Raw genomic sequence first — 21,940 nt, forward strand, 5'->3', positions numbered from 1 at the left:
CGTTACAACTTTTCCTTGAATTCTTCGAGTTTTTCGAGCGAAATTTTGGCCTTGAGCAGTGCCTTTACCTCGTACTGCGTCTGGTCGGGCTGGGCGTCGTCGCGGCGGTTCACCTTCAGCAGGCCGTGTGCTACCAGCTTCTCTATCACCTCATCTAGCTTATTAAGCCACGCCTTGCGATTCGTGGGCTGCTGAAAAAACAGCTCGACCCGCTCCCGGATTTCCACCCGCGTGGCAAACAGGCGGCGGGTGGTGGTTTGGGCGCTGGCTTCGTGCTCTTCCAGCCACTCGCGCAGCACCACGGCCAGCAGGCTTTGCTCGTAGCTGAGGCCCACGCGGCGCAGTAGCCGCAGGGGCGGCGCGGGGTCGTCCTCGGCCGGCGCGGGCTGCGTGAGGCGGGCGTAGCCATCGGTGCGGTTTACATCTAATTGTACCCCGATTTGCTCAAAATACGCCCGTACAGCCACTTCGTGGTCTTGCAGCTGCTGCCAATACTGCGGTTCATCGTCGGCGTACAGCGCATGCGTTTGCAGGATTTTGATGATAAGGGAAGCGTAAGGTTTGGGCATCGGTTTGTTTTTGAGTTCGGGTAGGAATTGGTAGAATTTAACCGTCATGCTGAGCGGAGCGCAGCGAAGTCGAAGCATCTCTGCCGCACCGTTGCTAGCGATAGAGGTTAGTATTGAGGTAGAGATGCTTCGACTCCGCTGCGCTCCGCTCAGCATGACGGACGGTTTTTTCACCGGCAGAAAATTATCTCCGGAAACTCGCACGCCCGCCCCGGTCCCAGCACGAACACCTCCGTGCGGGCATCATTGAGCAGGTGCTTATCAGACGCCGCCGCGATGCTGCCGTAGGTCATCAGCTCGGCCAGGCCGTGCTGCAAGGCGTAGGCATCCACCACTTGGCGCAAGCTCACCTGCGGGCGGCCGCGTAGCAGCTGGTCGATGTTGGCCAGCAGCACCGCCTTATCTACCACGCGCGGCCCCATCAGCGGCACGAAGTCGGTTTCTTCCTGCTGCGCCACGGCCAGCTGCCGGGGCACGATGCTGCTTTCGCGCTCCCCCAGGTCCAGAATTTCCTTGGTTTCGCTGGCCTGGTATTCGGCCCGGCCGTCGATTTCCAGAAACACCGCGTCCTCGGGCGGCGCGTCCATCACCTCAAAAGCTAGGCAGCGAATATCCTGGATGAGCGCTAGCGAGCGTCGGCGCTCGCGCAGGTTTTTCTCCGATACTATCTTTTCCAGCTTGCGGGCCAGGGCATGAAATGAATCATTCACCTTCTGCCCCTCGCCGTGCAGGTAAAACCTGATTTTGCGCAAAAAGCCGTCGCCCGCCGCCAGCCCCCGTGCGTGCAGCAGCCCGAACAGCTGCTGCACCAGTGCGTCCAGCTCGGCCTTTTGGCGCGGGTCGGTGAGGTGCTGGTAGAAGGCCTCGAAGCTGCGGCCTTGCGGCGTGTCGCGCAGGGCATCGAGCGCGTCGAGGGCCAGGCCCAGCAGGCTGCCCTTGGTGTGCCCGGCGGCCGACTGCTGCTGATAAATCTGCTGCGTAATCGCCCGAAAATTGCTTTCCACCTCCCGAAAGTCGCGCAGCAGCCCCCGCGCCAGCCCGTTCACGTTTTGGTAGCGCTCGGTTATCTGCACGTCGTCGTAGGTCACCACCGCTTTGGCTATTTTCAGCTCCCGAATCTGCTTGTCGAGGTCGCTGCGCTGTTTTTCCAGGTCGGCCAGCTTGGCCCGCCAGTCGGTGTCGGAGTTTTGCACCAGCTCGCGCAGCTTGTGCAGAATGTCTAAAAACCGCGACTCGGTGCCCACGTGCGCCGGCTTGTCGAGCAGCGCCTGCACCCAGTCGAGCACGCTTTCCAGCTCTGGCGTGAGGGTGTGCTGGTCGGCCCCGTGCTCGTCAGTGTAGAGCGTAAGGTAGCCGTCGCGCACCCATTTCTTGAGCAGCTGCGCAGCCTGGTCCTCATAAGGCAGACCTAGGGTGCTCAAGTCGCCCTCCTCATCGCCAGCCTGGTTGGCATCCAGAAAATCGGCCAGCAGCCCCGTCAGCTTTTCACCGCTGATTACCGGCAAGTAGCTGCCCGCTTTAAAGCTTTCCTGCAAAAAGCACAGCACCAGCGCCGCATTCCGGCTGCGCAACAGCCGCACGAACACGGCCGGCCGGTCGGGGCTAAACAGGGCGCGGTAGCGGGGATAGAGCATGCAATAACTTGATTGTAAGTGTGTAATGAATACTATTAGTGTGCGATTTATACTTGATTATTAAAAGTTTTGCAAGCTATATAGGCCGGTGTAGCAGTCCAAAACTATCTACTATGCCCATGTAATTAGAAATTGCCGAGCTGGCTAAAGTAATTAGTAGCTACTTTCTGCTATTATTGCTGAGGCAATTATACTGCGCACTGGGGCAAAGGCATTGCAGAGTGAGTTTTAGTTAGTAAGATAAGTGGTAGCCAAGCACATAGGTTATGAATGTAAATAGCCTTTTTTATGAAGAGTTCCGCCGCCAAGGCAAGCTACTGATGCCTGACCGGCCGGTGCTGCTAGCTCTGCTAAAGCTCTATACCTGGCTTGCCACCTCGGGGGCCGACTTTTTCACGGAAGACCAATTGCGGGATGCCTTAAAAGCTGGTGAGGCAGATTCTCCCGATACAGAGCATAATTCGCTTTATACGCCGTGGCAGCGGCACACTTTGCTGGTGCGGGAGTTGCAGGTATACTGGCTGCTGCGGGGCGTAGAATCAGGCACCACAGTTACCTATCGGTTTAAACCCCATGCCAGGGCTATTTGCAAGCGCTTGCACACCACCTTATTTAGTAAGCTGGTGGTTAGCCAGGTCGAAGCGGCTTTTCGGCGTCTGCAGCAGGGGCTTGGGGAAAGCGAAGAAGATTTTTTGAATTGGGCGCGGGAGTTGCTGCCGTTGGGCCTGGAGGTGGAACAACAATTGGTAGCGTTGGACAACGACATTGAGGAGACAATCCGCCAATTGCGGCAGCAAACCAGCCAAAGCGAGGAGTCCTTCTTAGCGGTATTAGACTACGTGAGCGCAACGCTGGATAACCTGTTGCAAAAAGCCGATGAGCTTAACCGCGCCTTCGACCACGCGGCGGACTTGGAGCAGGAGCTAACCCATATTTACACGGGTAAGCAGTACGAAAGTGAAGCTGTGGACCGGGAGGCAAGGGAAGCTCTGCGATTTATTCGCCGCGCTCGCCAGCGCCTCAACGAGCTAAGCCTACGACTCGATTGGGTGCGGCCCCGCGTGCGGGCCGTGTTCGGCAACTTGAAAAAGCTGCGTTTTGACCGCAAAACCGAACAGTTTTTAGAGCGGCTGCTGAACGCTGAGCCAACAACCAAGCCCCAGTTGCCGGCGGGAGTAGCCCTGGCACGCCTCGTTTACCGGCCGTTACGCTACGAGCGGGTACCCCACGCGGGGCAGGTGCTGCCTGCCGTGCCAGTGCCCGCAGCCGTGCGGCCCACTAATCAGCGGGCTCAACAAGATTTTAAAGCCAGAACGGAGGAGATGTTACGCGTGCGGGGCCGCGTGCAACATTGGCTGACCCAACTGCGCGCCGAGCTGCTTCAGGCTGGTGCTACAGTCGATTTTCGGGAGTTTGGGCAGCGCCTCGCCGATAGCGAAGGCCCGGCGGCCTACGAAATAGTAGCCCAGGTGCTGGCCACAGTGCGGCGCGAAGACGAACTAAATCGGAACTGGCAGCTGCATATAATTGCGCAAGAGGAGAAAATTGAAAACGAGTTTGGCATTATCAATTTATGGAAACTGACGCTGACCAACCCCTAGGCATTCCTGCCTTACCCGATACTACTGCTGGCCAAGGACTTTTTCATGAGTTGGACACGCTGCTGCGGAGTGGGGTGCATGTACAAGCAGCGCACCCCGAGCAGCAACACCTCATGCCATATCTGCGAAAAAATGAGGCGGCGCTTATTGCTTTTTACCGCGACTGGCACATGGGGGCGCAGCTCCAGCATCGCCACGAAGAGCCCCACCGCTACTACTTCTTGGAGCCGCCGGCCAGTAGCTGGGCGCAAGCCGGCGCTGCTTTTCAGCGCGAGTTGGAAGCCAAGCATATTATCGTGGCAATGCTGCTGTGCAAAGTATTTCTCATCGATTTACAAAAGCCGGAATTTGAGTCGGTGCCGGCGCTGATGCACTTGCTGGAGCGCGAATACGAGGATTACCGCGATGGGCTATTTCGGAAGCTTGCCCAGGTGATGGACAAGCGCGAAACCCAGCTGGATAGCGAAAGCGTGCAGAAGCTGGTGGGTCAATGCCTGTCGCTATTCAAAGACCTGGGGTGGCTGTGCCGCACGGCGGCGGGTGGCTGGCGGGTGCTACCGGCCCTAGACCGCATCCGCGACCTGTACCAGAATGAAATAAGGGCCATGCCCGACCGTTTTAAAGCTGCTTCCTAACATGCCGACCCCCTACTATCCCCGCTTATATCGGCTTTCCACGCTGAACCTCATCTACCACGGCAGCTTCGACTACCAGCTCAATCCCTGGTGCACCAGCTTTGCCGGCGAAAGCGGTGTAGGCAAAAGCATGATAGCCGATTTGCTGCAATTGATTTTTGTGGGAGCGGGCGAGTATAAATCGGCTACGCACGCCAAGGGCAACCGCCCACCCGAAGGCCTGGTGCTGGATGATGCCGTGGCCGGCGGCAAAGGCCTAGGCTATGCTTTCCTAACAGTAGAAGTGCAGGAAAGCCGTTTTGTGGTGATAGGCTGCTACTTGGCGGCGGCCGCTCGGGTGGTTACGCCCTTCATCGTGCAGCAGGGTATCAGCTTCGCCGGCCAATTGGAGCCGTTGAAACGGCCCCTCGGCTACCAGGATTTTTTGTCAGCGGGGGGCCTGGTGTTGCCGCGGGCCGATGCCGAAGCACACATGCGGTCGAACGAACGGGTAACGCTCCGATTTTTTGACCGGCTGAGCGATTATCACCGCATTCTGTACGATAACGAGATTTTACCGCTGGACGTGAATCAGCCGGGAGTGCTGCGGAACTACGCGAAAATAATCCGGTCGTTTTCGCGTAGCGGCGATTTGGACCAGCACAAAACGAAAGACGATTTAAAGAATTTTCTTTTTGGCGAGGAAGCCAAAAAGGCTATCTGGGACAACTACCAGAAGCGTATCGGCGAAATCAGCCAGCAGCTGGCCGACCATCAGCGCAACACGAGCCTCATCGCGGACATAACCGATAAGCTGACGCGGTTTCGGGGGCTGCACGAGCGCCGTCAGGCGGCCCGCAAGGCCGAAGAAGCCTTGTTGTTGGCTCGGGTTATTTACCAGCAGGGCGAGGAGCTGCGGGCCGCCGCCGCGCTTGCAACGGCAGCGAGGGCTACGGTGACTGGGCAGACCAAGCTATTGCAGCTGGAACGAGCCGCTAGTCAGCAGCAACTTGAATCCGTACGAAAAGAGCTGACTGATTATCTGAGGTTAGTTGAAGAGCAGAAAAAACTGTCGGACAAGCAGCAGAAATGGAAGCAAACCGAATCAGCCGCTCAGCAAAAGCAGCAGGAATTGCGCCCGGCAGCCGACAAAGCCCGGCAATACCGAGAAGCAGTAGCACAAGTAACGAGCTGGCTGCGCACGCACGGCAACCTCGCCGAGCTGCGGGTGGCGCAACGACGACACCAGCAAACCCGGTGGGACTACGAGCTGGTAAGGCGGCTGGATGAGCAGCTGGCGGCGGATAAGCTGACGACGACTTTTGAAAACACCAACTGGACCACGGCTCGCGCCGCAGAGCACGCCATAGCCACCTTGCGCGAGCAGGTGGCCGAAGGCCTGCGCGGCCACGTCTTTACTGACTTAACCAATCCCGATTCGCTGGCGCGCTGGGCCTTCGAGCGCAAGCGAGCCTTGACGCTGGAAGAGGAAAGCATTCTGACACATTTCGGCCGCTTTGCTGAATTGCGCCGGGTAGAGTCTGAAGCGGCGCACTACCTGCACGGCCCCGATGAGCTGTTTGCGCATCCCTTGCAGTTGATTGAAGGAGAGAAGTCCGGGTTTTGGCTGCATTTGCAGGGCGTGCGTGTATGGGTGCCCCGCCTAGCCCTAGTCAACTGTGCCTTCACCGATGCCGATGCTTACCGTATTACTCGGCTTTTTGCTAAGCGGCAGGAAGCCGCTCAGCACAACCTGAAGGCATTACAAGCCCGCCTGCAACAGGAGGAAGCTGTGTACGCCGCTCTGCAAAAAGTGGCGGGCTGGCAGCAGGCCGTTGAACTGGTAAGTCAGCGTGTCGCGCTGAGCCAAGCAGTAGGGGCCGGGCTGTTGCCCGATAGCAGTGTTTTTGATGGGCAGTTGGAGCTGTATGCGGCCGATGCCGACGTGCGCGCCACCCATGAGGAAGCCGAAGCGGCAGCGCAAAAGGCGAACGAAGCCTGCATGGAAGCGCAAATTCAGCAGGGTATCATTAGTAGCAAATTGAACGACATAGCGGTCAGGCTTAGCGGCAAAGATGAGCGAGCGTTGACCGAAAAAGACACGGCGGCGCAGCAAGCTAACGCAAGTACCGAACAGAAATTAGCTGGCTGGATGCGCGAGCATACTATCGGGGCCGAGCAGCTGCCACTCGGTGAATTAAAATTGGCATCGCTGCGTGCGGATATTGCTGAGTTGAGTGCCGCAGTAGGCACCCAGCGTACGCTGGTCGAGGGGCTGCGGAAGGACGAAGATGCCGCCCGGCTGCTACGCGATACGCAACTATCTGCAAGCCAAGCCGCTACTGCTACTTATGAAAAAGCAACCGGGCAGGCCGCGCCAGCGCCCCCAGCCAGCGCGCCAGCAGCAAGCGAGGAACCCGACGAAAAAGAGTATAAAGATGCAGTAGCGGCGTACCGCAAGGAGTTTGATACAATAATGGGGCGCTACCTGACGGATGCTGACCGAGAGCGGCTGAGCTACGACGATGCGCTGTCATTGCTCATCCAGGAAGTGCTGCCCGATGTAGTTCACGGCTTTGTGGAGTCGGAAGAGGCGCTGGGTTTGATTGAGGCACGCCTGCAAAACATCAACGAGGCGAACAATCAGATTGCCGGTTTGAAAATCCAGCTGTTGCGGGGCGTATTCGAGCGGGTGCGGGAGGCTTTCGACGAATATATTGAAGAAGCGAAAAAAATCAAACGGTATTTCCTGGCCAAAAACGCGCAGATTACTGGCGGTTTCAGCCCTAAGCTGGACCTGGTGCTGTCGGACGAGTATCCCATTGGCTGGATTGGTGTTTTTGGCCAGCTGCTCAGCGAGCGGGCCGCTGGCAACTCCAGCCTCTTCGCGCAGCTGAGCAGCCTGGAAAGCATGCAGGAACTCATGCGCAAGGCCTACCTGAGTAGCGGCGGCAAGGTGCAGAATGCCAGGGACACCGACCTGCTCAACCCCAAGTCTTACCTGGACCTGAGCTTCGACATGAAATCGGCGAGCGGGCGGATTAATCACGGTAGCACCGGGCAGACGTTTATGGCCGCCGCGCTGCTCAATATTGCGCGTCTCTCGGTGATTGGCGGCGGCAGCAAGCGCCCCGGCATCCGGCTGATTCCCGTGGACGAGGCGCACGGGCTGGGCAGCAATTACAAGGCGCTGCTAGCCCTGGCCCACGAAGAAAAATACCAGGTGATTTCGCTGTCGGTCGGTCCCATGATTGAAACCGCCAGCGCTGAACACCGGCTGTATTTTCTGGCTTTCGACCCCGACCCTAATACCTTGCTAAACTTGCACCCCATGATGCTTAATCTTCAGCAAAAGTTGGTGCCGGCGGCTCTGCCTATGCTACCCTCCGATAATCTCTTTGCCAATGGTGATTAAGAATGCATTGCTTCTCAACAAGGAATTCACCTGGCGCACCATGCGGGCATTACACGAGTTGCGCAATCAGGGCCAAACGAAACTGCAAGTATTACGCGGCAACGCGTACGTGCAAGACTTGCTGGCCCGTCACCTAATCGTGCGTAAGCCGCGTAATCAGCAGATTCTGCTCAAGGTAGCGGGTTCAGGATTCGATGATGAATTCGACAACGACATCGCTGTCGACTATGCGCAGGCAGAGCAGTTTTTGGTGAAGCACCAGCTAAATACCAGCTATCTGAACCACACGCTGGCCCAGCTGCAAGGGCTGGCCGGGCTATTCAATAACGCCCTGCTCATTTCGCGCTCCGAGCTCAGTCGGCAAGATATCAGCAGCCAATACATGGGCGGTAGCAAAGTGCTCAAAAAGAATCCAATGTTGTATCGTGATGCGCTCAAGCTCTTGGGACTACAGGCGATGCCGGTATCAGACCATATTTCCCAGACGGCGGTTTACAAGACGGGGGCGTTTCGGGCCCAGGTGATAGTGCTGTGCGAGAACGAGTCGTACCTAAAGCAGCCCGCCAAAGCGCAGCGGGCCGGCGTGGAGCTACTGAACGCCGGCGGCCGCAACGTGGGTAAACTCGAAAAATATTTCGTGCCAGCAGCAGATATCTCCCTCTATTATGCCTGCGATTGGGACTATGCCGGCCTCACTATTTTTCGGACTATCGCGGCCGGGTATCGGCGCCAGGGACGGCAGATTCAACTTCTCACGCCAGTAGCAGGCGCTGAGCGCAAGGCCGTGCATTCAGCCGACCATTTCAGCCAGTGGAGTCCCCGGCTATGGGACGATGACTTGGAGCCGGATGCTTTGGCAAAAGACGTTTTCTCGCCGGAACAGCAGCAATTGATTGCTAATTTGATAGCAAAAAATGAGTGGATAGAAGAAGAAAGCAGCGAGTTTATAGCCTTGCTCAATGCCAACGGAGTAGCAAATACTGCTATTTAATCAAGCGTATCAGGTTTGTGTCCAGTTCAGCAAGTCGTCTTCAACCGAGCACCTTAGATAGCCGGTAACCGGGTCCGTGTCAATTGCCACTCCGTCCGCGCTCAGCAGTTCTCCTTGCCCCACTCGAATATAGGAAACTTCGCCCCGAATTACCTGCCCGCCTGCGTCCGTGAATAGCGGCCGGGTAAACTCGCCCTCCACGGCCGCGCCCTGCCCGGCCTGCGGGTACAGCAGTCGCACCTGTGTGGCTCCGAAATGGTGGGCGTAGGCAAAAAGCTGGCGCAGGTCGGTTTCGGCGTGGCGGCTGGTGGGGCGCTTCCACTTGGCATCGAGTACGAGGCAGCCGTGGGTAGGGTGCTCAAGCACTATATCGGGCTGCATTCGGCTTTGCTGGCCGTTTTCGGCCTGCCAAAATACTACTTTGGGCGGCTTGCTCACCGTCCAGCCGGGCGGGGCTAGGCGCTGCAAGGTGCGCAGCAGATAGGCTTCCCACACGCGGTTCATGTTGAAAAATAGCGCAATCAGCTCCTGCGGGCCGCTACGCACGTCGGGGCTGAGGCGCAGCAGCAGCAGGCGGGCGATGCGCAGGGCTGGGCGGTAGGGGACCGTTTTGCGGTCGTAGCGCAGGCGGGCAAAATGGGCCGCCGTGGGGCGCAGCGGCTCGGTGTCGGGCCAGGCCAGCAGGGCGCGGGCGGCCCGGCCACGCAGGCTGGGCGTAGCCGTGAGGGTAGGCAGCAGCCCTAGGGCCTGCCGCAGCAGGCGGTGGAGCAGGTGGTCGCGGTCGTAGGTCTGGTGGCGGGTGTAGAAGCGCTCCTGGTGCACCACGTTGCGGACCAGGTGCGGGCCGAAAAGTAGGCTGCCTTTCAAGGCTTTCACCTGGCCCTCGCGCTGCCGGTAGCGCTTCACCAGGCCCCGGTGCAGCAGGGCCTCTACCTCCGTCAGAAACAAGGCTAGGTAGAGGTCGAGCAGGCTGTTTTCGCGCTCGTGCAACTGGGCCGTGTTGAACGAGTCAACGGGTAACAGGCCGGCTTCGGCCAGCATCTGCAGCAGCAGGGTGCGCCAGCGGTCGAACGGCTCGTGGGGGGTAGGGGTGGCGCCGGGCACCGCGTCGGCCTTGGGCAGCACCTCGATGGTGAGGTCGCCGGCTTGCAGCACGCCCACGTAGTGTTTGAAGCGGATGCCGCGGTGCCGGATGTCGTAGTAGCGCCGGCCCGCACCGGTGTCGTGGTAGCGCAGCAGCTGCTGCCAGTGCGCCTCGGTGAACTCGGCCCCGTTTTGCCAGTAGCCAATGGGTAGAAGGCTGTGCTCCAGCACCCGGATGAGGCCCGCCATCGCTACCCTGCGTAAATGGCCTGGAAAGCCGCGGCCGGCAGGCTAGCCACGTCGGCCAGGCGGTACACCGGGCGCTCGCGCAGGCCGGCCGCGTCGTAGCCCTTGAACTTGGCCAGCGGGTAGCGCCCCGCCGAGCCCAGCCCGCTCACCTGTACAAACGCCTCGCCCAGCACCAACCCGATTTTGCCCCAGTCGCCGAAGAAATACTCTTGCAGCAGCGGCAAAATATTGCGCCGGAAGGCTTCGCGCAGCTCGTCCAGGGTCTGCACCCGCAGCAATAGGGCGTGGCCCAGGCAGTGGTCGCGGTCGAGCAGCTGCTCCAGCCGGCTGTTGAGCGCTTCCAGGAGGCGGGCCACATCCACCGCGTCGTCGCCCTCGCCAATTACGCCGTGGTCGCCTACGTGGTCGCGCAGCACCTGCGCATCGGGTAGCATCTCGGTGAAGCTGAAGCGGCGGCGCAGGGCCGTGTCGAGGGCTTCTATCGAGCGGTCGGCGGTGTTCATGGTGCCGAGCAGGTAGAGGTTGGGCGGGATGGAAAAAGACTGCTTGGAATAAGGCAGCGTAACGGTCAGCTCATTGTCCTCACCCGCCCGCTTATCAGTTTCTAGCAGCGTTATCAGTTCGCCAAAGATGTTGGCGACGTTACCGCGGTTGATTTCGTCAATCACCAAGACAAAACGCGGAATGTCAATGGCCTGCGGAATCGTATTGAAAGTTTCGGCAACTAGTGCGGCGGCCTGCTGCTCAAACAGTTTGAGCGCGTTGAATATCGCCCATTGCAGCGAGGCATTAGGGCCACCTAGCCGGCGTAGCTCCTCATATACTTTTTTAATCTCATCGATTGAAGCATAGGTGTCGTAAATCTGCCGAATCCACTTAGGCGCAACCCGGTGCTTAAACTGCGCGCTGTTGAGATGAATCAACGTCAGGGTGCCATCAGTATCAACGGCCGTTACTTCCACCGGCATTCCTTGCCGGGTAGTCAGCTGCGGAGGGCTGCCTTGTTGAAGCCGCATCCGCAGGTCTTCTGCAAAGCGCTCGTACAGCTCGTCAAAGTCGGCCGCCACTAGTTGTAGGGCTACCGGGGCCGGCTGGCCGCTCACTGCCGCCAGCCACGCCTGCCTAGCTTGCCGGCACATGCGTTTGAATACTCCATCTTCGATGCGGTAGCCCAGCTGGTCATTCTCTTTCTCATAAGGCTTGATGCCTTCGACAAAATCTTCGTAGCCAAAGGCTTGGTGGAAAGTAACAAACTCCGTCTGGCCTTGCTCCCGGTAACCGGCTAGTGCCTGCTGCAAAGCTTTCTGATTGGTGCCGTAATGGCCGTTAGTATCAGCTAAGCTTTTGCCCGTCAGGATAGCCAGCGTGAGGGCCGGAGTTGTGAAGGTTTTGCCCGTGCCGGGCGGGCCGTAGAGAATTTGATTGAGGGGAAAATTTGCTCATGGGGCTTCTTCCGAGGCAAAGCCAAGAAGCGCAGCTAAATGCGAAGGTTCGGTTACGCGCTCCACCGTATCCCAGTAACGACCCACGCCCGGCGTTTTATTCTCTGCCAAATCCGTTTCCTCAAATTTCGTATCCCAATCAACCGCTAGGTGCCGTCCGTCACCTTGGTTTGCCGTTACCACGCCTTTTGCCTTGAGGCGCAAAACTGAGGTTTTGAGACCATTATGATAGAACAGTGATTTAATAAAAACCGGGTTGCCGACGGCAATTGATTTCACCAAATCCAGGTATTCTACTTCATAACCGTTTTCCCAAATGCCGTTTTGCACGAAGCGGGCGGTCTGGTCCCGGGGATTGTTGTCGTGCCAGTAGGCACCTAGTAAATAAGCAATGTTTTGATTCACAATTATTATGTTGATTCATGAGGATGTAGAAGCGCAATAATAAGTACTGTCTCATCCAAGTCATTACGTCAGTTTGTCAAGCGTAATAGTCATCTGTGTTTCGTTATAGAATACCAAGGCATATAGATAATAGGCTGCCAGTATCCTATACTTATAGTCCCGTTAAATGCTTTTATCGTGACCCTAGCCCAAGCCCAAGCCACCGTCGATGAGTGGATTAAAACTACTGGCGTGCGCTATTTCAGCGAGCTCACCAACATGGCCATTCTCACCGAAGAGGTGGGGGAGGTGGCCCGCCTCATTGCCCGGCAGTACGGCGAGCAGTCGTTTAAGAAATCGGACGAGGGCCGCGAACTGGGCGACGAGCTGGCCGACGTGCTATTCGTGCTCATTTGCCTGGCCAACCAAACCGGCACCGACCTCACCGAGGCCCTGGCCCGCAACCTGGCCAAAAAGACTCAGCGCGATGCCACCCGCCACCGCGACAACCCTAAGCTGGCGCCGCCCGCCGGTCCCGCTGCCTAGGGTTGCCCGCGCAGCCGAAAGCCCAATACCTGCCGTGTCGCGGTGTCGCGGAAGGTGACTTCCAGCAATACTTTCGGCGATTTTAGCAGCGAGTCCTGCGCGAAAGAGAAGCAATAAAACCACGGCTCGTGCGTGCTGGGTGCGCCCAGCCAGGTGCCCAGCTTGTAGAGTTCGATGGCCTGGCCGCGCCGCCTGCCTAGCTGCGTCAGCGGCCGGGCGGCTCGGATGAAAGCTGCTAGCGGTAGTTTGCTTTTCACGTCGGGGGCCAGGCGCTGGTAGGCAGCCGGGTAGTCGGCCCGCAACACGTCGAGCAGAAAGCGCCGGGCCATTTGGGGCTGGGTAGGCGCGGGCGCCTGGGCACCCAAGGCCAGCATAGCTAGCAGAGGAATGGCGCCAGGCAACCCTAAAGCGACCAGACGATTAGCAAGATGGATAATAGCCATAAGGCGGAAGGAGAAGAGATGCTATACCTAAAAAGGCCGCTCTGCCCAGCAGAACGGCCTTTCCTGAGGAAGTTGCGAAAAGGAATAGATTAGTCCTCTTCTTTCGGCACCAGCACGAAGACGTCCTCGCCGGGACGCTTCATAAGGTACTTTTCGCGGGCAAATTTCTCGAGCAGCGCTGGCGAGCTGAGCAGCTCGGCGCGGTCCTTCTTCACGCTCTCAATGTTGGCTTCGTAATAGGCTTTCTCGCCCTGCAGCTCGCGCCACTTGCGGTACATGTCGTACTGCTTGCTCACGTCGTTGGCGTCGAACACGGTCATCCACACCACGAACCCTAGGCCCGTGAGGAAGTAAAAATTGCGCGCGACGCGGAAGATGGGGCTGAGAAATTGCATCGGGACTGCCTAGTGAACTGCTTCAAAAGTAAGCATAAAAAAGGCGGTCATACTCAACTGAGCACGACCGCCTTTTTTAGCTTTCAACCAGCAGAATTAGAATTTCTTGCCGGGGAAGTAGGCGGTTTCGCCCAGCTCTTCCTCGATGCGGAGCAGCTGGTTGTACTTGGCCATGCGGTCGGAGCGCGAAGCCGAGCCAGTCTTAATCTGGCCGGTGTTCAGGGCCACGGCCAGGTCGGCGATGGTCGAATCCTCGGTTTCGCCCGAGCGGTGGCTCATAATGGACTTGTAGCCGTTGCGGCGGCCCAGGTTCACGGCGGCGATGGTTTCGGTAAGGGTGCCAATCTGGTTTACCTTGATGAGGATGGCGTTGGCCACGTGCTCGTCAATGCCCTTTTGCAGGCGGTCTACGTTGGTCACGAACAGGTCGTCGCCCACCAGCTGCAGCTTCTTGCCGCCCTGGTCGGTGATGCTCTTCCAGCCCGCCCAGTCGTCTTCGGCCAGGCCGTCTTCGATGCTCACGATGGGGTACTTATTGGCCCAGTCCAGCCAGTAGCTCACCATTTGCTCGCTAGTGAGCTTATCGCCGGTGCTTTTCTTGAAGTGGTACATGCCATCCTCGTAGAACTCCGACGCGGCCGGGTCGAGGGCAATCATCACCTGCTCGCCGGGCTTGTAGCCGGCCTGCTCGATGGCTTGCAGCACCAGCTGAATGGCCTCCTCGTTGCTTTGGATGTCGGGGGCAAAGCCGCCTTCGTCGCCCACGTTGGTGCTCAGGCCCTTCTTCTTCAACACGTTTTTGAGGGTGTGGAAGATGTCGGTGCCCCAGCGCAGCGCCTCGCTAAACGAGCTGGCGCCCACGGGCATTACCATAAATTCTTGAAAGTCAATCTTGTTGTCGGCGTGCGAGCCGCCGTTCAAGATATTCATCATGGGCACGGGCAGGGTGTTGGCCCCTACGCCGCCCACGTAGCGGTACAGCGGCTGGCCCAGCTCCTGGGCGGCGGCGCGGGCGGCGGCCAGGCTCACGCCTAGGATGGCGTTGGCCCCTAGGTTACCCTTGTTGGGGGTGCCGTCCAGCTCACGCATAATTTTGTCAATCAGCGTCTGCTCGTACACCGAGAAGCCCACCAGCTCTTCGGCAATCTTGGTGTTCACGTTCTCCACGGCCTTGAGCACGCCCTTGCCCTGGTACATGCTCTTGTCGCCGTCGCGCAGCTCTACGGCCTCGTGCACGCCGGTGCTGGCGCCGCTCGGCACGGCGGCGCGGCCCACGGTGCCCGAGTCGGTGGTCACGTCAACTTCAACGGTCGGATTGCCGCGCGAATCAAAAATCTGGCGGGCATGAATGGCTGCGATGTAGCTCATGGTAGTTCTCAGGAAAGATGAGTGGTGCAAATGTAGGGCGTGGGCGTAATGAAAGAACGTCATGCTGAGCTTGCCGAAGCATCTCTCCCACGCCCCTAGGGTATCGCTCGGTAGAGATGCTTCGGCAAGCTCAGCATGACGTTTTTCTTGACAATCTGTAATCTACTCTATTCACACCTCGGCTAGCAGCTCGGCTAACCGCGCAAACAGTACCTCGTTGCCGCGCTGCTGGTAGCTGGCCAGGGCGGCCTCGTACTGCGGCAGTTTGGTCAGAAAGGCACCGATGCCAGCGGTTTCCATGGCGGCCAGGCGGCGGCCGTAGCCGCGCTTTTCAATTTCGGCCGCGTTCAGCCACTGCTCAAACTGCGCCGGAATGGGCACCGCGCACACCGGCTTGTGCAAATACACGGCCTCCGAAATCAGCGAGAAGCCGCCGTTGGTGAGCACCGCCCTGGCCCCCGCCAGCTCGGCAATGAAGCCAGCCTCGGAGAAGGGGCGCAGCAGCACGTTGCCGTGGTGTTCGTCTTTATTGAAGCCGTACACCCGAAACTCGGTGTCGGGCAGCTGCCGCAGGATATCTACTAGGTCGGTTTGGGTGGTGGCCGTTTGGTACACCAGCACGTAGTCGCCCTTGGTGGGCCGGGCAGCCTGAATCTCGGGCCGGATGATGCTGGGCACCAGCGTGGTGCGCGTGGCGTAGCGAGCCTTGAGTGGCAGCTCGAAAAAGGTGGTTACCAGGTAGTGCTGGGCCCTAGGGAGCTTGAGGCGCACAATGCTGCGGGCCAGGTCGTAGTGCTCGCGCTCGGCCGGCGGCACGGCCACGTCGAGCTGGGCGCGCACGATAATCTGCATGTTGTCGAGGCTGATGACGGGCACCCGCAACAGCTTGGCGTAGAAGTAGCTGAACGACTCGAAATCGGAAATCACCACCTGGGGCCGGAAGCCGCGCAGCAGCTGCCGGTACTGCCGGAAGTTGGTTTGCAGCGCCTCGGGCGCCGTGCGCAGCGTCAGGCCGATGGTGCGCGACTTCGACACGGTGAGCTTCTTGTAAGCTAGGTGGAAGCCCTTAATTTCGAGCACCCGGCCGGGAAACGTCTGGTCGAGCAGCGTAAAGGCGCGCGAGCTGCTGACCACGCGCACGTCGTGGCCCTGCTCGAGCAGCCAGGCAATGACCACTTTGCTGCGCGTGGCGTGCCCTAGGCCCTCGCCCGGCACGCCGTAGAGAATTTGCATAAAAAATTAAGCGATAGGTGAATGATGCTCGTGCTCGTTGAGCGCTAAGGTGGCGGAAGCAGCCTCGTTGGCGGCGGCCAGGGCGGCTGCGTGCTGCACCAGGGCCGGCCGCAGCCAGGGCCACAGCACCAGGCCAGCCAGTGCGCCCACGGCCAAGCCGCCCAAGTGCGCGGCATTGTCGACGCCCGGAATGGCGAAGCCCAGCAGCAGGCTCACCACGCCCGTGGCCAGCACCACCGTGCGCAGCATAGTTTTGAGCAGCGGCGTAGCCTGCGGGCGCCAGTATAGCGTGAGGGCCAGCCCCATCCAGCCAAACAACGCCCCCGAGGCCCCAATGCCGATGGTGGCGGGGTGCCACCAGATGCTGAGCAGACTAGCGCCTAGGCCCGCCACTGCGTACACCACCAGCGGGCGCAGCCAGCCTAGGGCCAGTTCGAGTTGCCAGCCCAAGAGCCCCAGCAGCACGAGGTTGTTGCCGAGGTGCAGTAAGTTGGCGTGCACAAACACGCTGCTGAGTAGGCGCCACCATTGGCCCGCCGCCACGGCCGGCCCATAGTCGCCGCCCCAGGCCAGCAGCGTGGGGCCATCGAAGCTGCCCAGCCCGGTGCCCGTGTTCGCTACCATCAGCAGAAACACTACCAGGTTGGCATCGAGCAGCAAGGGCGTGAGCACATAGCCGGGCCGGGGCCACAGGGCTTTGGCGTAATCGGTTAGCCAGCCGTGCGAGCGGTCGAGCTGCCCGGCCAGCACCTGGGCCCGGCGTTCGGGGTGCAGGGGCAGCACCAGCAGTAGCAGCAGAAACACGCCATTGCCAAGGAGCTGCGACCACTTAAAAAACTGCTTGGGTTCGCGAGTGTCCTGGCCGAAGGGTTCGTAGCGTGGCAGCAGCAGTAGCGGCGGGGTGCCGGCCGCGTAGCGCGGGCTGCGGCTGGCGGCCGCCAGCAGCCCGCGCCGGTTGCCATCGTTGGGGCAGCGCTCAAGGTAGGTGAAGGGGCGTTGCTGGTCGCGAACGAACTGGCGTGCGCAATACTGCAAAAACTCCCGGTAGGCTGCCTCCTTTTGCTGGTCGGGCAGCCGGTTTTGAATGGCCCGCGAATAGTGCCAGCCCAGCCAGGCAGGTATGGTAGCCGGCCGCCCTGCCGCCGCGGCTGGGCAGGCTACGTACACACTTAGGCTTAGCGTTTCGTTGTTGCGGCCCGTTACCTCGGCCCGCTGCTCCACGCCAATACGGGCGGTGTCGAGATTCACCTGCCGTACCTGGTAGTAGCGGGCCGGTAGCGCGGCGGCTTCGGTAAGCGTAGCCACGGGCCGCAGTGGGCTGAGCGCTGCCCGTAGGCCAAACGCTAGGCTACCCCAGGCAAATGCCAGAGTGGCGGCGGCCACCACCACTAGCAGCTGGCCCAGGTTAGAGCCGTTGCGGCCGTCGCGCACCAGCCGGAAGCCCGGCCACAATAGCAGCAGCACCAGTAGCAGGCAGCCCACCCCCGGCCCAGCCCAAATCCAGAGCCACTCGGGCGGCTCGGTAGTGGGCAGCAGCCACGCCAGAGCGGCGTGCAGCCCTGCCGCCACGGCAACGAACACGACCCACACGCGCAGGTAGGGCCAACCAATATAACGCAGCTTCAGCCGCAGGCTTTGCCAGAACATGCGGCGAAAGTACGCGGCTAGTAGCTACTGCGCCAGCGGCCTGCTGGAGCGCCTAAGGCATCTAGCTTTCAGGCGAGCGAGGCCGGCCAGCCGCCTGCCGAGACGCTGGCCGCGCTGGCTGTGGCCGGTGGAGGACTGGTGGCCGACGGCTAGGTTGCTCACTATGGGGGCCAGCTGAATTTTTACCCCAACTTTGAAGGATTGTCTATACCAAGCCGGGGACTGGCCGAGTTTTGCGGTTGGTTGGTCTATCGGGCGGCGGCACTGGCCGGGCGCCCAACTCCTGGCCCGGTTTTCGTATTGGCGGCGCCAACCTCCTTTCTTCTGCATATGCGCTACACTTTCTCCTTTTCGGTCCGCCTAGGGGCCCTAGGGCTGCTCGGATTGGCCGGGGCCTGCACCGCCCCCAGGGGCATCACTACCTCGGGCAAGGTTACGCCGCAGGGCGAGTTCCGGGTGGCTTACAACCAAGGCTTTAACGTGGGCACCGCGCCGCTGTCCAAGGCTACTAGTGCCGTGCGCGAGGCGGCCAGCAGCCTAGGCACCCGCGCCGCCAGCGGCGACACTGTGCGCTACTCGGGCTTGGTGAGCAACGTGCAGGGCGCGGCCCTGGCCTACCTGCTCGACCCCGTGCAAAGCACCGCCGACCTCAGCATCCGCTACGGCGTGGTGCCGCGCCTCGACGTGGGCTACAAATACGCCTTCGGCTCGCACGTCTTCGACGCGGCCTATCAGTTGCTGGGCCCTACTGGCTCGGTAGAGAACCCCGAGCTCGGGGCGGCCGGCGGCACCACCTACGCCAGCGTGGGGCTGCAATTTGCCCTGCAGCGGGCCCGGCTGCCCAGCCTGCCGTTTCTCAATAATCTGAATAACCTGGTGGGCCTCGACGCTAGCCGCCGCGACATCCTTATCCCGCTCACCGTCAGCCAGTCGTTTGGGCCGGAGGAAACCCTAGGGGCCATCAGCTACGGCGCGGTCTATGGGCACTCGTGGGTGAGCTACGGTTTCAACCCCAGCAACTTATACAACCGCGCCGGCACCAGCGTGCTGCCCGACCTACCGCGCCAGAGCCGTAATTTCTCCAGCTACGGCCTGTTCCTGAACGTCAAGCTGGGCTATAAATACGTGTACGTGGTGCCCGCCCTCAGCGTGTATTACCAGAACTACGGCGACTACACGCTGGTCGATGGCAGCACCACTTCGCTTAGCGGCGCCACCTTCGTGCCCTCGCTGGGCCTGCAGTTCCGCATTCCGAACCTGAGTCGGTAGGAATTAAGTAGTTAAAAATAAAAAAAGAACGTCATGCTGAGCTTGTCGAAGCATCTCTACTGGGCCGCCTAGGTTGTGCGGTAGAGATGCTTCGACAAGCTCAGCATGACGTTCTTTTTTCGTGAGCGCTAGCCCTAGGGGTGCTACTGCACCACAAAGCGGCTGGTAACAGCGGTTTTGCTGGGGGTTTCAATCGTGAGCAGGTACACGCCGGGCACCATATTGGTGGTGGGCACCGTGCCCGCGCTGCCGCTAATGCTGCCCGTGGCCAGCGCTTGGCCCAGCAGATTGCGCACGGTGTAGGTGCCGGTGCCAGCCGTGGCTAGGCGCAGCTGCAGGTCGTTGCCAGTGAGGATGGGGCTTGGGAAAAGGCTGAAGACAGCGGCGGCCTCGGCGGCTTTGGTGGCCGTTACAGTGTTGTAGAAGTTGCCGCCGTAGTCGCGGGCCCGGTCGCGCCAGATGCTGTGGTAGTGGATGTTGTTGCGGAAAACCACGCCCGTCTGACACACAAACTCAATCCAGACGTTGGGCCCATCGATACGCACGTAATCGCCGTTGGTGGTGAGGTTGCCCGTGCCCGCGTAGGAGACGTAGGTATTAGCCAGCTGCGTTTGGTAGTAGTTGAGCAGGGTGGCGGCTGTGGCGTCGTCCGAGTCTTGCACCCAGGGACGCATGGCAGCCATCACCAGCGCCTGCTGGTCGGTGCTGAGCTGGCTGCACTGGATGCCCACCTTGGTAGCCGGGTAAGAGGTAGCGCCACCCTCTACCGTATTGGGGCCCAGCAGCACGTCGCTAAACGACTGACTCAGCTTGGCCGTAGTTTTCTGCGTCGAAGTCAGGCCGTTGAGCATCGCCAGCATGGTGGCGGCCTCGTTGGTGAGCGGCGCCACGGTGGTGCCGCTGGCGTAGATGCCGCCCGTGGAGGTGAAGCTCAACGGCTCGACGCCCTCAAACTTGGGCGTGGCCCCGGCTACCGCCCCGTTGGTATAGGTAATATTAGTAGCCAGGTGGTGCCCGCCAAATTGGAGCATCCAGGTGCCAGTAGTGGAAGGCGTGCCCAGGAAGGCAATGAAATAAAGGCCGCTGCCGTAGCCCGAGCCCCCGCCATTGGCATTGAGGTAATCGTCGGCCGCCCGAATCTGCTGAATCTCGTCGTAGCCGTCGCCCGCCACGGTGCCAGTGGCCGCCTGCACCACGGCCAACGCGGCCGTTTGCTGGGCGGTAGTTAGGTTGCTGAGCTGCAAGCCAATGCGGCACTGCGAGCCGCAAGGCAAATTCGACCACTTCGCCACGTTGGTGGAGTTGAAGGTCTGCTCCAGGGTGCTTACCTGCGTAGAGCTAAGCGTGGCAAGAAAGGTGTTAGCCGCCGCCACTACAGCCGCCGCGTCCTGCGTGCCCGTAATGGCGCGCGTGCCCTTGGTGGTGGCGGGCCGGAGCGCCGGCCGGTACTGCTCCGCTGCTGGCTGCGTGAAGGCCGTGATGGCCAGCAGCGTCGTGGCCGACGCCACGCTGGTAAAGATTTTCATGCCTGAATGGGTGAAAGTGAGGGATAGAGATGCCCGAGAAAGGATTTGCTTTTGCTACGCCAAGTAAGAAAAAAGGAATGCGCCACCAGGCCTATAATAGCCTGATTGGCAGAAGTAATCGACGTTCGGCGAACTTAACCGCAGCCGTAAAAGCAAGGCCCTAGGCTGGCCGCGGGCGGGCGCGCCAGTGCACCAGCAAGGCCGCCGTGGCCAGCAGTGCCAGCAGCCAGGGCGCGTAGGGCACAGCCTGGCTCAGCAGCGTAGCCACGGCGTTGGGCTGGCTCGTCAGGCGCTCGGCTAGCCAGGCCAGGGCGGCCGCGCCCGCTAGCACGGCCCCGCCCCGACGCACAGCCGGGTAGGCGGGCGTTTGACTGAGCAGCAGCAGCCAGGGCACCGTGAGGGCCACTACTAGCAGCTGCATCAGCTCGATGCCGACATTGAAGCCTAGGATGCTAAGTGCCAGGCGGCTGGCATCGAGGTGCAGGCCGGCCAGGGTGCTGGCAAACGCCAGCCCGTGCACCAGCCCGAAGCCGCCCGCCACCCATCCCTCGCGCCCCGCAAATACCGGCCGCCAAGCGTGCACCGCCGACACTAGAATGGATACTGCAATGAGCACCTCAACCGGCTGCCCCGGCAGGCGCACCCAGCCCAGCGCTCCCAGCAGCAGCGTGAACGAGTGCCCGAGGGTGAAGGCCGTGACGATGCGCAGCAGCCGCCCCAGGCTGTAGCGCACGCCCCCAAAGCCCACCCAGCGCCCACTCCGCGCCAGCAGTGGCGCTGGCAGCAGCAAGGCCAGCAAAAACAGCAGATGGTCGGTGCCTTCGCCGATGTGCTGCATCCCTAGGGCCACCAGCGTGCGGAAACCCTGCCAGCGGCTGCCCGCCGCGGGCGCGATGGTCAGGGTATTGATGGAATTGTCGCGCGCATTAAGCCTAATGGCACCCACTTCCACCGGGTGCTCGGCCAGCACCCCAGTGTCCCAATCCTGCCGAATAGCTACCAGCGCTGCGTGAGTAACTACCTGGTGAATAATGGCATCGTAGGCTAACGTAAACTCGCGAGCGCTGGCGCTGGGCGGGGGCTGCAGCCACAGCCGGGCGGTTAGCTCCTGGTAGGGGCCCGTCGCGGTTTGCTCGGCACTGCCCACGGCCAGCGCCCGTACGGCCACCGTCCAGGGCCGGCCGGTGGGGGTAGTGGCGCGCACATGGGCTAGCAGGTAGGCGCGCAGCGCTGGCCCCGCGCGCTCCACCAGGTAGGCGGGGGTCGTTAGCACGTCCAGCTTATCACCTAAGGCCAATTGCAACTCGCTCAAGGGCAGCTGCACCTCGGCCGCCACGCCCTGCGCCTGCAAGTCTAGCAGCACTCGCGAAGTAGGCATGGGGTGGGCCGAAGCCGGGCGGCTGGCTAGTAGCAGCAAGGCTATCAGTAGCAAGCCCAGCAGGCGCGTAAGTACGAGACGCAGCTTTCTCATAAGCGGCCACAAGGTGCGCTGCGGTCGCAATAATCAAGCTTTTCAATCGCCCAAAAGCCG

Annotated in this window: 18 protein-coding genes; 6 read left to right on the plus strand and 12 right to left on the minus strand. The window is 60.4% G+C overall.

The window, feature by feature from the left end; genetic code table 11:
• Positions 1–2: 2 nt before the first annotated feature.
• Both HHL22_RS13160 and HHL22_RS13165 read right to left on the minus strand, forming a co-directional pair.
• Entirely contained in the window at positions 3–569 is a 567-nt protein-coding gene (locus HHL22_RS13160; RefSeq protein WP_169531819.1) for a DUF4194 domain-containing protein, read from the minus strand.
• Positions 570–739: 170 nt separating this feature from the next.
• Entirely contained in the window at positions 740–2,203 is a 1,464-nt protein-coding gene (locus HHL22_RS13165) for a DUF3375 family protein (RefSeq protein ID WP_169531820.1), read from the minus strand.
• A gap of 266 nt (positions 2,204–2,469) precedes the next feature.
• Here HHL22_RS13165 and HHL22_RS13170 point away from each other — a divergent pair, with 266 nt between their 5' ends.
• From HHL22_RS13170 to HHL22_RS13185, 4 genes are read left to right on the plus strand one after another with little or no spacing between them, the layout of a single operon-like run.
• Entirely contained in the window at positions 2,470–3,804 is a 1,335-nt protein-coding gene (locus tag HHL22_RS13170) for an AAA family ATPase (RefSeq protein WP_169531821.1), read from the plus strand.
• On the plus strand, positions 3,777–4,439 hold the full coding sequence (locus HHL22_RS13175) for a condensin complex protein MksE (RefSeq protein WP_169531822.1): 663 nt from the start codon (positions 3,777–3,779) through the stop codon (positions 4,437–4,439). Before HHL22_RS13170 ends, HHL22_RS13175 begins: the two co-directional genes overlap by 28 nt.
• A 1-nt stretch (position 4,440) precedes the next feature.
• On the plus strand, positions 4,441–7,833 hold the full coding sequence (locus HHL22_RS13180; protein WP_169531823.1) for a coiled-coil domain-containing protein: 3,393 nt from the start codon (positions 4,441–4,443) through the stop codon (positions 7,831–7,833).
• On the plus strand, positions 7,823–8,824 hold the full coding sequence (locus HHL22_RS13185; RefSeq protein ID WP_169531824.1) for a hypothetical protein: 1,002 nt from the start codon (positions 7,823–7,825) through the stop codon (positions 8,822–8,824). Before HHL22_RS13180 ends, HHL22_RS13185 begins: the two co-directional genes overlap by 11 nt.
• Positions 8,825–8,833: 9 nt before the next feature.
• Here the strand turns inward: HHL22_RS13185 and HHL22_RS13190 are convergent, their stop codons facing one another.
• The 3 genes from HHL22_RS13190 to HHL22_RS13200 form a co-directional block, all read right to left on the minus strand.
• Complete coding sequence (locus HHL22_RS13190) at positions 8,834–10,156, minus strand: McrC family protein (protein WP_169531825.1); 1,323 nt, start codon at positions 10,154–10,156, stop codon at positions 8,834–8,836.
• 2 nt (positions 10,157–10,158) lie between these two features.
• Entirely contained in the window at positions 10,159–11,454 is a 1,296-nt protein-coding gene (locus HHL22_RS13195) for an AAA family ATPase (RefSeq protein WP_169531826.1), read from the minus strand.
• Positions 11,455–11,595: 141 nt separating this feature from the next.
• Positions 11,596–12,003, minus strand: coding sequence for a hypothetical protein (locus HHL22_RS13200; protein ID WP_169531827.1), 408 nt, complete (start codon positions 12,001–12,003; stop codon positions 11,596–11,598).
• A 177-nt stretch (positions 12,004–12,180) separates the two neighbouring features.
• Between HHL22_RS13200 and HHL22_RS13205 the strand changes: the two genes are divergently transcribed.
• Positions 12,181–12,528, plus strand: coding sequence for a nucleotide pyrophosphohydrolase (locus HHL22_RS13205; RefSeq protein ID WP_169531828.1), 348 nt, complete (start codon positions 12,181–12,183; stop codon positions 12,526–12,528).
• Here HHL22_RS13205 and HHL22_RS13210 read toward each other — a convergent pair.
• From HHL22_RS13210 to HHL22_RS13230, 5 genes are all read right to left on the minus strand, one after another.
• Positions 12,525–12,902 (minus strand): hypothetical protein, encoded by a 378-nt coding sequence (locus HHL22_RS13210; protein WP_169531829.1) that lies wholly within the window; start codon positions 12,900–12,902, stop codon positions 12,525–12,527. The two genes, HHL22_RS13205 and HHL22_RS13210, sit on opposite strands and share 4 nt — an antisense overlap.
• A gap of 158 nt (positions 12,903–13,060) precedes the next feature.
• Positions 13,061–13,366: an FtsB family cell division protein gene (locus tag HHL22_RS13215; protein WP_169531830.1), complete on the minus strand. Its 306-nt coding sequence runs from the start codon at positions 13,364–13,366 to the stop codon at positions 13,061–13,063.
• A 96-nt stretch (positions 13,367–13,462) separates the two neighbouring features.
• The gene (eno, locus tag HHL22_RS13220) at positions 13,463–14,734 is read right to left on the minus strand and encodes a phosphopyruvate hydratase (protein ID WP_169531831.1); all 1,272 of its coding nucleotides are present in this window, start codon (positions 14,732–14,734) and stop codon (positions 13,463–13,465) included.
• Positions 14,735–14,905: 171 nt separating this feature from the next.
• Complete coding sequence (locus HHL22_RS13225; protein WP_169531832.1) at positions 14,906–15,967, minus strand: glycosyltransferase family protein; 1,062 nt, start codon at positions 15,965–15,967, stop codon at positions 14,906–14,908.
• 6 nt (positions 15,968–15,973) lie between these two features.
• Positions 15,974–17,614 carry a rhomboid family intramembrane serine protease gene (locus HHL22_RS13230; protein ID WP_169531833.1) on the minus strand — a complete coding sequence of 547 codons (1,641 nt, stop codon included), beginning with the start codon at positions 17,612–17,614 and terminating at the stop codon, positions 15,974–15,976.
• 330 nt (positions 17,615–17,944) lie between these two features.
• Here HHL22_RS13230 and HHL22_RS13235 point away from each other — a divergent pair, with 330 nt between their 5' ends.
• Positions 17,945–18,883: a hypothetical protein gene (locus HHL22_RS13235; RefSeq protein ID WP_169531834.1), complete on the plus strand. Its 939-nt coding sequence runs from the start codon at positions 17,945–17,947 to the stop codon at positions 18,881–18,883.
• Positions 18,884–19,026: 143 nt separating this feature from the next.
• Here the strand turns inward: HHL22_RS13235 and HHL22_RS13240 are convergent, their stop codons facing one another.
• Positions 19,027–20,409, minus strand: coding sequence for a DUF3500 domain-containing protein (locus HHL22_RS13240; RefSeq protein WP_169531835.1), 1,383 nt, complete (start codon positions 20,407–20,409; stop codon positions 19,027–19,029).
• A gap of 160 nt (positions 20,410–20,569) precedes the next feature.
• A complete protein-coding gene (locus HHL22_RS13245; protein WP_169531836.1) occupies positions 20,570–21,880 on the minus strand; it encodes a HupE/UreJ family protein in 1,311 nt (436 codons plus the stop codon).
• Between the last annotated feature and the right edge of the window lie 60 nt (positions 21,881–21,940).

The organism is Hymenobacter polaris (assembly GCF_012927305.1).
In the GTDB taxonomy this organism is placed as follows: Bacteria; Bacteroidota; Bacteroidia; order Cytophagales; family Hymenobacteraceae; genus Hymenobacter; species Hymenobacter polaris.